Below are 13,795 nucleotides of genomic sequence, written 5' to 3'. Positions count from 1 at the left end.
CAATGATGCAAACATTGTCAATAAAATGTTTTACATTGTTTTGCATACATATAATTTACTTCACCAGCCACTTCACAAAATACGTCCGGATTACCCCAAAAGGCGCCGGCCCCATATCCAGAAGAAAGCGGTTAAATTCCAGCTGGGAGTAATTTGCGCCAAGTGTCTGTCTGGCCTCCCGTTCCATGGTGAGGATTTCCAGATAACCTGTATAGTAGGTAAGGTAATTGGCGGGATTCTCCATTATTTCATAATAGATAGAGGATACCACATCAGGGTCTGTGATCTTAAAGTAAAGATCCAGATAATTTTTCACCTGCTCCATGTCCCAGCCGTCATAGTGGATGCTGATATCCAGAATGGCGTAAAGAGCCAGAGTAAAGGCCGCATTGTGATGCAGCAGTTCTCCTACGCCTTCCTCCAGACCGTTATTTTCCAGAGTATAGGCATAGTGCTCCACATAGGTAGCCCAGCCCTCGGAATAGCCCTTAAAATCAAGGATACTTCTTAAATTACAGTGCTGATTCTGGTTAAAATACTGATTCTGGTACATATGACCCGGATGGCCCTCATGGGCAATAGTGGTGTAGAGGCTGGAGCTTCCGGTGGAACCGTTGTTGATGTAAATGGAATTGTCCTGAGGACGGTCTAAGGGCACAGTGAGATAAAAGGCCGGACTTAAAATACTTTCCAGAGGCTTGGGAACAGACTTAATGGTGTAGGAATAGCCGGTTAATTCGGGAAAATCCTGTTGGCACTGAGTTTTTAAGGCTTCCAGGATCTCTTCGGGCTTTTCGGGAGAAAAGCGGTAGGAAAGGATTTTTTCACTCAGAGAGGGATCTGCTGTGAGCAGCTCATCGACTGCGGTGAGATCATCCGCCATTTGATCCATCACTGCCTTTTTCAGGGAAGGGATATCCTTATAGGACGTGCCGGTCTGGGCGTTTACCAGGTATTCATAGTACCGTTTTCCTTCGGGAAAATGGCACAGGCCGCCGTCATTGGTTCCCTTTCCCTTCAGGGTTTTTAAGCCCTCGATCAGGCTTTCGTAGGCAGGCACGAAATGCTCGTTCAGAGCAGCTTTATTTCGGGAGATATAGTCATTTTTTTCCTGCTCTGTAAGGCCGTCGATCCTATTTAAACGGGAAGCAAAGGTTTCTGCCATAAAGCTGTGATCTGCGTCGATCAGATAGGCGCTGCAGGATGGAATGATCCGGTCGATGACTGCGTCGCACAGTCCCAGTCCGGCCTCGGATTTCTGCTGTTCAAAGGCAATGATGCTGTCGTAGTAGGTTTTTATGGACGATAAAAGAGACAGGTAGTCTTCTACATCCTGACGGGTATAAAACTGGTATTCAGATAAGAGAATGGGAAGCTGGGATTGTATGCCCAGAGTAGCAGAGAGCGGCTGGTCATAGAGTTCCAGTCCCTCCAGAGACAGGCAGGTATTTAAGTATGATGAAAGAATGGTATAGGTAAGAAGCTGGTCCTCGCGCAGCTTCCGGCTGTCCAGCGCAGTCAGGCGGCTGTACAGCTCCCTGACGTCGGTCAGGTCTTTTTTTATGTCCTCAACAGAAACAGTCCCCAGATCTCTGGGATAGTCGGTGATGCCGTATGAGGATGGATCTGCCAGAGTGTAGTGAAGCGTAATCGGGGACTGGGCGACTTCAGAGCAGAAGAGCTGGTCCGTAAAGGCGTCGAAGTCACTTTGGACTTTTAAGGTGTCCTCGTCATACTGTTCATAGGCTGAGGCAGCGGCTTCCGCCTGAGAGGAAGCTTCAGACGGGGCGGGCGCAGCGGGAGCGGCGCAGCCGGTCAGCAGGGAAATGGACAGGAGCAGGGCTAAAAGAGTCTGCAGCCATAAATGTTTTTTTGTATGGGTTGATAGGGTCATGTGTTATATTCCTCCGAAATTTGATAAGGTATGTTTTTGCGGGATATTCATCCGATGTGAAAGCAGGTGTAAAGGCGGGCTTACAAGCGAGCTTGACGCCCGTCTTTATACCTGCTTTCTCGCCGTCCTGAATTGTAGTATATATTATACGAGCGGAAAAAACAACTTATGAGGGGCGCTGTCTTGACGAAAATGTGGGAAACGCTTATACTTAAACCATTAAAACGGGCAGGAGCGCCCTGCGCTTTGAATGACCCGAATCCAGAAAAAAGAGGAAAATAAAATGTGTCAGGACTGTAAAAAACCATATTATATTACAACAGCCATTGCATATGCTTCCGGTAAGCCCCATATCGGCAATACCTATGAGATCGTGCTGGCTGACAGTATCGCAAGATATAAAAGAGCAAAGGGCTATGATGTATTCTTCCAGACCGGTACGGACGAGCATGGACAGAAGATCGAGGAGAAGGCAGAGGCTGCAGGCGTTACGCCTCAGGAGTTTGTAGACCGCTCCGCAGGAGAGATCCGCCGGATCTGGGATCTGATGAATACCTCCTATGACAAGTTTATCCGCACCACAGATAAGGATCATGAGGCTCAGGTTCAGAAGATTTTTAAAAAGCTTTATGATCAGGGCGATATCTACAAGGGCGCTTATGAGGGCCTTTACTGTACTCCCTGCGAGTCCTTCTGGACCCCGTCCCAGCTGGTGGATGGAAAATGTCCCGACTGCGGCCGTGAGGTGCAGCCTGCCAAGGAGGAGGCTTATTTCTTCCGTATGAGCAAATATGCTCCAAGGCTCATTGAATATATCAACGAGCATCCGGAGTTTATCCAGCCGGTATCCCGCAAAAATGAGATGATGAACAACTTCCTGCTTCCGGGTTTACAGGATCTGTGCGTATCCAGAACCACATTTTCATGGGGTATCCCGGTAGACTTTGACCCAAAGCACGTTACCTATGTATGGCTGGACGCTCTTACCAACTATATTACGGGAATCGGTTATGATTGTGACGGAAATCATACAGATCAGTTTAAGAAATTCTGGCCTGCAGACCTTCATCTGATCGGTAAGGACATTATCCGTTTCCATACCATTTACTGGCCTATTTTCCTGATGGCTCTGGATCTGCCCCTGCCAAAGCAGGTGTTCGGCCATCCGTGGCTTCTTCAGGGCGACGGCAAGATGAGCAAGTCCAAGGGAAATGTGCTTTATGCAGATACTCTGGTGGATTTCTTCGGCGTAGACGCTGTGCGCTACTTTGTGCTTCATGAGATGCCATTTGAAAATGACGGCGTGATCTCCTGGGAGCTGATGGTGGAGCGCATGAACTCTGACCTTGCAAATATCCTTGGAAATCTGGTAAACCGTACCATTTCCATGACCAATAAGTACTTTGGCGGCGTTGTGGCTGATAAGAGCGTGACTGCTCCTGAGGATGAGGACTTAAAGGCCGTTGTGCTTGAGGCTGTTAAGAAGGCTGACGCCAAGATGGATCAGCTGAGAGTGGCGGATGCGATTACAGAAATCTTCAATATTTTCAGAAGAAGCAATAAATATATTGATGAGACTGCTCCCTGGGTACTGGCAAAGGATGAGGAGAAGAAGGACAGACTTTCCACTGTTCTTTACAACCTCACAGAGGCTATTACCATCGGAGCATCCTTACTGGAGTCCTTTATGCCTGAGACCTCTGCAAAGATCCTGGCTCAGTTAAATACTGCAAAGCGCAGTTTGGATGAGCTGCAGACCTTTGGCCTGTATCCGTCCGGAAACCAGGTAACAGACAAGCCGGAGATCCTGTTTGCCCGTATGGATGTAAAAGAGGTACTTGAGAAGGCAGAGGCTCTTCAGGCAGCTCAGGCGGCAGAGGCTGCAAAGGAAAGCGGCGCTGATGCAGAGAACGCAGAGGAAGAGGACGGGATCGACCTGGAGCCAAAGGCAGAGATCACCTATGATGACTTTGCAAAGCTTCAGTTCCAGGTAGGCGAGATCATTAAGTGCGAGGCTGTTCCCAAGTCCAAGAAGCTGTTATGCTCTCAGGTTAAGATCGGAACGAAGACCCGCCAGATCATCAGCGGAATCAAGGCTCATTACACACCAGAGGAAATGGTAGGAAAGAAGGTCATGGTAGTGACAAACTTAAAGCCTGCCAAGCTTGCGGGAATGCTTTCTGAGGGTATGATTCTCTGTGCAGAGGATGCAGAGGGAAATCTGGCGCTGATGACGCCGGAGAAGAAGATGCCGGCAGGAGCTGAGATCTGCTGATAATGACTTATATAAAATTTGGGATAACATGAGGTCTGTGAGATCAGAACCGGATTAAGTCCCTGCTGCCGCAGGATGCAGGCCGCCGTCAGGAGGTTTGTGTTCTGCGGCAGTTTTTAACTGAACAGAGGAGACGGCAAGATGATTTTTGATACACACGCCCATTATGATGATGAGGCATTTGATGATGACAGAGAGGCACTTTTAGGCAGTCTGGCATCTCAGGGCATACAGGCAGTGACCAATGTGGCTGCCAGCTTAAAAAGCTGTGAAACGACTCTGGCTCTCACAGAGCAGTATCCCTTTATCTATGGGGCCATAGGAGTCCATCCCAGCGAAACAGCAGAGCTGGATGCCTGCGGAATGGACCGGATGAAGGCCTGGTGCGCTTCAGAGAAGATCCGGGCAGTAGGAGAAATCGGTCTGGATTACTACTGGGAGGAACCGGAGCATGAGATTCAGAAGAAATGGTTTGCAGCCCAGCTTGATCTGGCAAAGGAGCTGAAGCTTCCTGTGATCATCCACAGCCGGGATGCGGCAAAAGACACTCTGGATATTATGAAGGCCGAACATGCAGAGGAGCTTGGAGGCGTGATCCACTGCTTTTCCTACACAAAGGAAATGGCCAGAGAATACCTGAATATGGGCTTTTATCTGGGAATCGGCGGCGTCCTCACCTTTAAAAATGCTAAAAAGCTGGTGGAGGTGGCAGAATATGCGCCTTTAAGCTCCATTGTACTGGAAACGGACTGCCCCTATCTGGCTCCGGTGCCATTTCGTGGAACGCGCAATTCTTCCCTGAATCTGGGAATTGTAGCGGAGCGTCTGGCACAGATCAAGGGAACCGACCGGGAAACCGTGGAACGGATCACCTGGGAAAATGCAGAACGGTTATACCGGCTGAAGGAGAATTGAATTAATGGATAATAAATTAGTAAACCCGCAAAAGACCATAGAAACCATTCAGAAATACCAGTTTGCATTTCAGAAGCGGTTCGGACAGAACTTCCTGATCGACAGCCATGTACTGGATAAGATCGTAAATGCCGCTGGTATTACACAGGACGACTGCGTTCTGGAAATCGGACCCGGAATCGGAACCATGACCCAGTATCTGGCAGAGCATGCGGGCCGGGTGGTAGCGGTGGAAATTGATACCAACCTGCTTCCAATCCTGGCAGAGACTTTAAAGGACTATTCCAATGTGACTGTGATCAATGAGGATATCCTTAAGGTAGACATGAATCAGCTGGTAAAGGAGTATAATCAGGGAAGGCCAATAAAGGTAGTGGCAAATCTTCCCTACTATATTACTACGCCAATTATCATGGGACTTTTTGAAAGTAATGTTCCGATCGAAAATATCACGGTAATGGTCCAGAAGGAAGTAGCAGACCGGATGCAGGTAGGGCCGGGCTCCAAGGATTACGGCGCTCTGTCCCTGGCGGTGCAGTACTACGCCAGCCCCTATATCGTGGCAAATGTGCCTCCAAATTGCTTTATCCCCCGGCCAAATGTGGGTTCTGCAGTAATTCGTCTGACCCGCTATCAGGAACCGCCGGTTCATGTAAAGGATACGGCGCTTATGTTCCGCCTGATCCGTGCGTCTTTTAATCAAAGAAGAAAGACACTGCAGAACGGATTAAACAACTCTCCGGAGCTGTCATTTTCCAAGGAGGAGATCGCGGCAGTGATCGAAGGACTGGGGCTTCCTGCAGCAGTGCGGGGAGAGGCTCTGACGCTGGAACAGTTTGCAGCCCTGGCAAATGCATTTTCAGACCTGAAAGGAAAATAAAACAGGGTAAAATGGGGAGTTCTGTGATCGGATGAGCAGGTAAAAGAAAGGAAGGGATCGATATGGCTATGAACAGACGGACGGCCCGCATCCTTGGGGCGGCAGCTGCAGGTACAGCGGCGCTCGTTACGTTAAGAGAACTGAAAAAGGTAAGGCACAGAAAGGAAGAGGAGCGGCAGGCAGCAATTGATGCCGCACTGGTGCGAAATCGCGACTACGGCAGCCGCAGGGCGTACCTGATCGGCGGCGGCCTGGCGTCCATGGCTGCAGCCGCTTATCTGATCCGGGACTGTAATTTCCCCGGCTCCCACATTACCATCTATGAGGGAACCCATATCCTGGGGGGAGGAAATGACGGAGCGGGAACACCGGAAAAGGGTTATGTATGCCGCGGCGGCCATATGCTCAATGAAAAGACATATGAGAATTTCTGGGAGCTGTTTGATACCATTCCATCCTTAAAAAAAACAGGGCGCAGCGTTGCAGAGGAAATTCAGGAGTTTGCCCATTCTCATTCCGGACGTACCCATGGACGTCTGGCAGACCGGGAGGGAACGTTTTTAAATGTAAAATCCATGGGCTTTGATCAGGGGGACAGGATGGCTCTTTTCCGGCTTCTGCTGACAGATGAAAAGAAGCTGGACAGCCTGACCATAGAGGACTGGTTTAAGGAAACGCCTCATATATTTGAGACAAGCTTCTGGTATATGTGGCAGACTGCTTTTGCTTTTAAAAAGGGGAGCAGCCTGTCTGAATTCAGACGCCGTGTGAAGAGGATGCTGCTGGAGTTTGGCCGTATTGACACCAGGGAGGGCATGATCGGCCTGCCTCTCAATCCCTATGACAGCCTGATCCGTCCTCTGGAAGTTTATCTGCGCTCCAGAGGTGTGGAGTTTATAGAGGACTGTCAGGTGACAGATATGGAGTTTGCTTCCGGTTCAGGTATTACGGTTAAAACGCTGTACTTAAAACGCAGGCTTCAGGATGAGGATGAGTCAAGGGAGTCCTTTGCTTTTGAGAAAGCAGAACTGAAACAGGGAGATTTCTGCATTATGACAACGGGCTGTATGACGGACAGCTTTTCTTTGGGAGATATGGACACTCCGGCTCCTGCTCCGTCAAAAAAGTCCATGAGCAGCGAGCTATGGTCAAGGATTGCCTGTGTGAAGCCGGGAATGGGAGCACCGGAGCCGTTTTTTGCCTGTCCGGAGAAAAACGGCTGGATGAGCTTTACTGTGACAGCCAGGGGAGATGCGCTTTTAAAGGCGGTTGAGGAATTTTCAGGAAATGCTCCCGGAAGCGGGGCGCTTATGACCTTTAAGGATTCCGGATGGCTTATAAGCAGTACCGTGGCGGCTCAGCCTTATTTTGCAGGTCAGCCTGAAGATGTGACTGTATTCTGGGGCTATGGATTGTATCCGGAGGCAGAGGGGGATTACGTGAAAAAGCCCATGAAGGACTGCACGGGACGGGAGATCCTGAAGGAATATTTAAGCCATCTTCATGTAAATGAAAAGCGTATGGAGGAGCTGATGGATACGGTGATCAATGTGATCCCCTGCCGGATGCCTTATGCAGACGCGGCTCTTGCTCCAAGGAAATATACAGACCGCCCGAAAGTCATTCCGGCAGGTTCCGGAAATTTTGCCATGATCGGACAGTTTGTGGAAATACCGGAGGATACGGCGTTTACAGAGGAATATTCGGTACGGGCCGCCAGAATGGCTGTATACAGCCTGATGGATGTGCGCCGGAAGGTGATTCCTGTGACACCGTACTGGAAGCATCCCAGAGTGCTGCTTAAGACAGTGCTTAAGGCGTTTCGGTAACTGCGGATATCAGGGAACAGAGGAGATGAAAATGGGAGGATTTTCCAATATTAAAAGTAAGCTTCTGGCAGAGCAGGTTCAGGAGCAGATTTATCACTATATTTTGGAGACGCCTCTTGAACCGGGCTCCAAACTTCCAAATGAGTTTGAGCTGGGAGAAAAATTTGGCGTGGGGCGCAGCACCATCCGGGAAGCGGTAAAGCTTTTGGTTTCCCAGGGGATTTTAGAGGTGCGCCGGGGATCCGGCACTTATGTGGTAAATACAACGCCTTCCGATCTGGATCCTCTGGGTTTAAGCGGAGCAGAGGATAAGATGGCGCTGGCGCTGGATCTGGTCAATGTGCGGCTGATCCTGGAGCCTGGTATTGCAGAAATGGCGGCATTAAATGCTACAGAGGAAGCAATTTTGGAGCTGCGCTGCTGCTGCGAACGGGTAGAGGAACGGATCGCTTCAGGAGATATGTACATTCAGGATGATATTGCTTTTCATACCAGCGTGGCCCGGTGCTCCGGTAATAAGGTAGTGGAGCAGCTGATTCCCATTATTGATACAGCAGTAATGATGTTTGTAAATGTGACCCACCAACGGCTTACAAAGGAAACCGTTATGACGCACAGAGCCATTGTGGACGCCATTTCCGATCGGGATCCCATTGGAGCAAAAACCGCCATGATGATGCATATGACCTACAACCGGAATATGATCCTGAAGCTGATCCGGGAGGAAAAAGAAAAAAATCACAGGGAGTAACAGGGTAAGATATCAGATGATTTTACCGTAAAAATTACATTATATGTTTGACAGGAGCCTGGATAAAGCGAAATATCTGGGCTTTTTGTGTATCATACCTAAAAAAACATCCGAGTTTTTGGCAAAAAGTAGAATAGTAGTCTGATGACTTGTAATTATATTTATGAAATGATATGATTAAAAGAGAAAACATCTGATGATTATGAAACGAAATTGTTATAGAAAGAAGGAGGAACCAACATGAAGGAATTGAACAGTCAGAGAGTAAGAGCACTTGCGCCGGAAAATGATCCCTTAAAGATTGGTATGGGATGGACGGTGGAGGATCTGGATAAGCCCCAGATCCTGGTAGAGAGCACCTTCGGGGACAGCCATCCGGGAAGCGCCCATCTGGATCAGTTTGTAGAGGAAGCCATGAGAGGAATCACCGACGCAGGAGCAAGAGGCGCCAGATATTATACAACGGATATCTGTGACGGCATTGCCCAGGGACATGACGGCATCAACTATTCTCTGGCTCACCGCGATATGATCGCAAATATGATCGAAATCCACGGAAATTCCACCGGCTTTGACGGCGGCGTATTTATTGCCAGCTGCGACAAGTCCGTACCTGCATGCCTGATGGGACTGGCAAGACTGGATATGCCTTCTATCGTGATCACCGGAGGCGTGATGGATGCAGGCCCTGATCTCTTAACACTGGAGCAGATCGGTATGTATTCTGCCATGTGCCAGAGAGGAGAGATTACAGATGAAAAGCTTACCTATTATAAGCACCACGCCTGCCCTTCCTGCGGAGCCTGCTCCTTTATGGGAACCGCTTCCACCATGCAGATCATGGCTGAGGCTCTGGGTCTGATGCTCCCAGGTTCTGCCCTGATGCCCGCTACCTGCGAGGACTTAAAGGAAATGGCCTACAAGGCAGGAAAACAGGTAATGGAGCTTGTAAAAAAGGGAATCAAGGTCAGCGACATTGTAACAGAAAAGGCCTTTGAAAATGCCATTATGGTACATGCTGCCATCTCCGGCTCCACCAATTCCCTGCTCCATATTCCGGCCATGGCCCATGAGCTGGGTATCGAGATTGATGCAGATACCTTTGACCGGATGCATCGGGGGGCTCATTACCTTCTGGATATCCGCCCCGCAGGCAAGTGGCCGGCACAGTTCTTCTACTATGCAGGCGGTGTTCCTGCAGTGATGGAGGAGATCAAGTCCATGCTCCACCTGGATGTGATGACCGTTACAGGAAAGACTCTGGGCGAAAATTTGGAGGACTTAAAGAAAAACGGTTTCTATGACAAGTGCGAGAGCTATTTAAAAAAATGGGGCTTAAAGCGCACCGATGTGATCCGTACCTTTGACGAACCCATCGGCACCGACGGAACGGTGGCGATTTTAAGAGGAAATCTGGCTCCGGAAGGTTCCGTTGTAAAGCATTCTGCAGTGCCGAAGGAAATGTTTAAGGCTGTATTAAAGGCAAGACCATTCGACTGTGAGGAAGATGCCATTGCAGCAGTGCTGTCCCACAAGATCCGGCCGGGTGATGCGGTATTTATCCGCTATGAGGGACCAAAGGGCTCCGGTATGCCTGAGATGTTCTATACCACAGAGGCCATTTCTTCTGATCCGGAGCTTGGAAAGACCATTGCTCTGATTACAGACGGACGCTTCTCCGGCGCTTCCAAGGGACCGGCTATCGGCCATGTGTCTCCTGAGGCCGCAGATGGAGGCCCCATTGCCCTGGTAGAGGAAGGGGATCTGATCCGCATTGATATTCCGGAGCGTGTTCTGGAAATCGTGGGAATCCACGGTCAGGAGATGACGAAGGAAGAGGTAGATAAGGTTCTGGCAGAACGCCGTGCGGCATGGAAGCCCAAGACTCCGAAGTATACAAAGGGCGTGTTAAAGATTTATTCCGAACACGCGGTGTCTCCTATGAAGGGGGGGTATATGGTTTAAGAGTCGTGTGGGCCTCCGGTTCAGGCTCTCAGGGCTCCAGTTTCCGGCCATAAGAAAATCTAAGAGGATGCAATTTTTCTAAATGCAAAAGCCATATCAAAAACTCGCTGCGCTCAGACAGGTTTGATATGGCTTTTAACGAAAAATTGTATCCTCTAATATTTTCTAATGGCCTCCAAAGTCGCCCTGATAGCCTGAATGGGAGGCGGCGGAAGGGATGGCGGGAGTGAGGTTTGGGGGATAGAAATGTATGGGGATTGACGGGAGTGAGGGATGGGGGTATGATGGTAGAGTTGACACAGAGATGTGGGAGGTGGAATTGGTGATATTTATTGGAGGCGTGAGCCAGGGACAGAAGATATTGAGTGAGGGGCTTGTGCGGCTTTGCGGGAGCTGTGGGAGCCATGGGCGGTATCAGGTGATCATGACGTATATGTATTTTAGCTTTTTCTTTATTCCGCTGTTTAAATGGAACCGGCGTTATTATGTGAAGATGGACTGCTGTGAGGCGGTTTATGAACTGGATCCGGTTGTGGGAAAGGCTGTTTTGAGAGGGGAAAACCCTGATATTGCAGAGGCAGACCTGCGTCTGGTGCAGGCGGGACGGTACGCCAAAACCTGGCAGGAGGGCTCTAAAAAGCCTCATAAAAAGTGTATGAGATGCGGGTTTGAAACAGATGAGGATTATAATTACTGTCCGGTCTGCGGAGGACGGATCTGAGAAATGTAGGATGCAGAATGCCTGTGGATGTGACAGGGGTTCTGCATTTTTTGGTGCTGTGGGAAGAAAACTTGTGTTTTGTTGCAGAAACAACGGAATTATTCTTAGAGATGTATTACAATGGTGGTATCATTAGCAGACAGGGAGGTTTGCTGTGAGGGCATATGGAAGATTAAAAAAAGGAGAGCGGATTATGATTAGAAAGATTATTAAGATTGACGAAGAGAAGTGTAATGGCTGCGGAGCCTGTGCGGCTGCTTGCCATGAAGGTGCGATAGAGATGATAGACGGCAAGGCGAAGCTGACCCGTGAGGATTACTGTGACGGACTGGGAGACTGCCTGCCTGCGTGTCCGGCAGATGCCATTGGGTTTGAGGAGAGAGAGGCTCCGGCATATGATGAGGCGGCTGTTTTGGCGGCTAAGAAAAAGACATCCTTTGAGCCGCTTCCCTGTGGCTGTCCGGGAATGCAGTCAAAGAGTATTCAGAGGGAACGTAATGCATGCAGTGAGCCAGTTGTTTCGGTTCACAGCCAGCTGTCACAGTGGCCGGTACAGATTAAGCTGGCTCCGGTGAATGCTCCTTATTTTGAGAATGCGAACCTTCTGGTGGCAGCGGACTGTACGGCTTATGCTTATGGAAATTTTCATAATGAGTTTATCCGAAACCATGTTACGCTGATCGGCTGTCCCAAGCTGGATGCGGGGGATTACAGCGAAAAGCTGACGGAGATTCTGGCAAATAATAACATTAAAAGCGTGACGGTTGTCCGTATGGAGGTGCCTTGCTGCGGAGGAATTGAGCAGGCTGTAAAAAAGGCTTTGCAGATAAGCGGCAGATTTATTCCCTGGCGGGTAGTAACCATTTCCACAGATGGGAGAATATTGGAATAAGCAGGGGGAGTTTTAAAAGAAATGGAAATCGCTTGACATATCCCGTCTTCCAGTGATATGCTGAGATACAACAGGGAGCTTGTGGAGCAGGCTGAGAGGAAGTAATCGAACTTCGACCTATCGTACCTGATTTGGGTAATGCCAACGTAGGGAAATATTTCGGCTGGATATGAACCTTGGTTCATGGGAGTGTATACACGGTCCGTTCCTTATGGGGCGGGCCTTTTGTATTGCAGGGATCCGGAGAAACTGCGGGAAGCAGGTTTTTTAGATTTTGGCATACAGACCCGTCCGGCAGCCTCTTTGGGAAGCGAAAACGTGCTTCAGGCACAGAATACAAGGAGGAAGAAAGATGGAATACACCACACAGATGGATGCCGCCAGAAAGGGCATTGTGACAGAGGAACTGAGAAAGGTGGCAGAGAAGGAGCATTTTGAGGTAAATGAGCTCATGGCTCTGGTAGCAGAGGGAAAGGCGGCAATTCCTGCCAATAAGAATCATCGCTGTCTGGATCCTAATGGAATCGGTTCTATGCTAAGGACTAAGATCAATGTGAACTTGGGAACCTCCAGAGACTGCAAGGATCTGGATATGGAGCTTGAAAAGGTAAACTATGCAGTTGGAATGGGCGCTGAATCTATTATGGATTTAAGCTCCTGGGGCGATACGCAGAAGTTCAGGAGAAAGCTTACAGCAGAGTGCCCGGCGATCATAGGAACAGTGCCGATTTATGACGCAGTGGTTTATTATCATAAGCCATTAAAGGATATTACCACAGAGGAATGGCTGAAGATTGTGGAAATGCACGCTGAGGACGGAGTGGATTTTATGACCATCCATGTAGGAATCAACCGCAGGACCGCACAGCGCTTTAAGGAAAATAAGCGCCTGATGAATATTGTATCCAGGGGCGGTTCCATTATTTTTGCCTGGATGGAGATGACGGGAAAGGAAAATCCGTTTTATGAGCATTATGACCGGATTCTGGAAATCTGCCGGGAGCATGATGTAACCATCAGCCTGGGAGATGCCTGCCGCCCGGGATGCATTGACGATGCCACAGACATTTCACAGATTGAAGAACTGGTAACACTTGGAGAACTGACCCGCCGGGCCTGGGAAAAGGATGTACAGGTAATCGTTGAGGGGCCGGGCCATATGCCCTTAAACCAGATTGAGGCCAATATGAAGATCCAGCAGACCATCTGCAAGGGCGCTCCCTTCTATGTGCTGGGTCCTCTGGTAACGGATGTGGCTCCCGGATATGACCATATTACTGCGGCCATCGGCGGGGCGATTGCAGCCTCAAGCGGAGCTTCCTTTTTGTGCTATGTGACGCCGGCGGAGCACCTGCGGCTTCCGGATTTGAATGATGTAAAGGAGGGAATCATCGCTTCCAGAATCGCAGCCCATGCGGCGGATATTGCAAAGGGAATCAAAGGCGCTGCGGACTGGGACCGCCAGATGAGTCTTGCCAGAAAGAAGCTGGACTGGGAAAAGACCTTTGAGCTTTCCATTGATCCGGAAAAGGCCAGAAATTACCGGGCGTCTGCAAAGCCGGAAAAAGAGGATACCTGTTCCATGTGTGGCAATTTCTGTGCAGTGAAAAATATGAACCGGATTTTAGACGGAGAAATTGTAAGCATTTTTGATGAGTGATTTAAGAGAGAAT

At 49.3% G+C, this 13,795-nt stretch carries 10 protein-coding genes and 1 riboswitch; of the genes, 9 read left to right on the top strand and 1 reads right to left on the bottom strand.

Translation table 11 applies throughout. The features are described from left to right. Positions 1-55 precede the first annotated feature (55 nt). Entirely contained in the window at positions 56-1,894 is a 1,839-nt protein-coding gene (locus tag BN3656_RS01190; protein WP_066543220.1) for a DUF885 domain-containing protein, read from the bottom strand. 283 nt (positions 1,895-2,177) lie between these two features. Here BN3656_RS01190 and metG point away from each other — a divergent pair, with 283 nt between their 5' ends. The 9 genes from metG to thiC all read left to right on the top strand — a co-directional run bounded on the left by metG (position 2,178) and on the right by thiC (position 13,782). Continuing rightward, complete coding sequence (gene metG, locus BN3656_RS01185; RefSeq protein WP_066543526.1) at positions 2,178-4,169, top strand: methionine--tRNA ligase; 1,992 nt, start codon at positions 2,178-2,180, stop codon at positions 4,167-4,169. Positions 4,170-4,310: 141 nt separating this feature from the next. After that, the gene (locus BN3656_RS01180) at positions 4,311-5,084 is read left to right on the top strand and encodes a TatD family hydrolase (protein WP_066543219.1); all 774 of its coding nucleotides are present in this window, start codon (positions 4,311-4,313) and stop codon (positions 5,082-5,084) included. A gap of 4 nt (positions 5,085-5,088) precedes the next feature. Continuing rightward, positions 5,089-5,964 carry a 16S rRNA (adenine(1518)-N(6)/adenine(1519)-N(6))-dimethyltransferase RsmA gene (gene rsmA / locus BN3656_RS01175; RefSeq protein ID WP_066543218.1) on the top strand — a complete coding sequence of 292 codons (876 nt, stop codon included), beginning with the start codon at positions 5,089-5,091 and terminating at the stop codon, positions 5,962-5,964. A 62-nt stretch (positions 5,965-6,026) separates the two neighbouring features. After that, a complete protein-coding gene (locus BN3656_RS01170) occupies positions 6,027-7,793 on the top strand; it encodes an oleate hydratase (protein WP_331467830.1) in 1,767 nt (588 codons plus the stop codon). Between the two features lie 31 nt (positions 7,794-7,824). Beyond that, positions 7,825-8,544 (top strand): FadR/GntR family transcriptional regulator, encoded by a 720-nt coding sequence (locus tag BN3656_RS01165; RefSeq protein ID WP_066543217.1) that lies wholly within the window; start codon positions 7,825-7,827, stop codon positions 8,542-8,544. A 249-nt stretch (positions 8,545-8,793) separates the two neighbouring features. Then, positions 8,794-10,509, top strand: coding sequence for a dihydroxy-acid dehydratase (gene ilvD / locus BN3656_RS01160; protein ID WP_347460577.1), 1,716 nt, complete (start codon positions 8,794-8,796; stop codon positions 10,507-10,509). A 250-nt stretch (positions 10,510-10,759) separates the two neighbouring features. Next, positions 10,760-11,230: a zinc ribbon domain-containing protein gene (locus BN3656_RS01155; RefSeq protein WP_347460576.1), complete on the top strand. Its 471-nt coding sequence runs from the start codon at positions 10,760-10,762 to the stop codon at positions 11,228-11,230. Positions 11,231-11,423: 193 nt separating this feature from the next. After that, positions 11,424-12,122 carry a 4Fe-4S binding protein gene (locus tag BN3656_RS01150; RefSeq protein ID WP_066543519.1) on the top strand — a complete coding sequence of 233 codons (699 nt, stop codon included), beginning with the start codon at positions 11,424-11,426 and terminating at the stop codon, positions 12,120-12,122. A gap of 61 nt (positions 12,123-12,183) precedes the next feature. After that, a riboswitch (TPP riboswitch) is annotated at positions 12,184-12,293 on the top strand. 181 nt (positions 12,294-12,474) lie between these two features. After that, positions 12,475-13,782 carry a phosphomethylpyrimidine synthase ThiC gene (gene thiC / locus BN3656_RS01145; protein WP_066543211.1) on the top strand — a complete coding sequence of 436 codons (1,308 nt, stop codon included), beginning with the start codon at positions 12,475-12,477 and terminating at the stop codon, positions 13,780-13,782. The last annotated feature ends 13 nt before the right edge of the window (positions 13,783-13,795 follow it).

This window comes from Clostridium sp. AT4 (assembly GCF_001517625.2).
Classification (GTDB): Bacteria; Bacillota; Clostridia; order Lachnospirales; family Lachnospiraceae; genus Enterocloster.
This window is presented reverse-complemented; position numbering and strand designations above follow the sequence as displayed.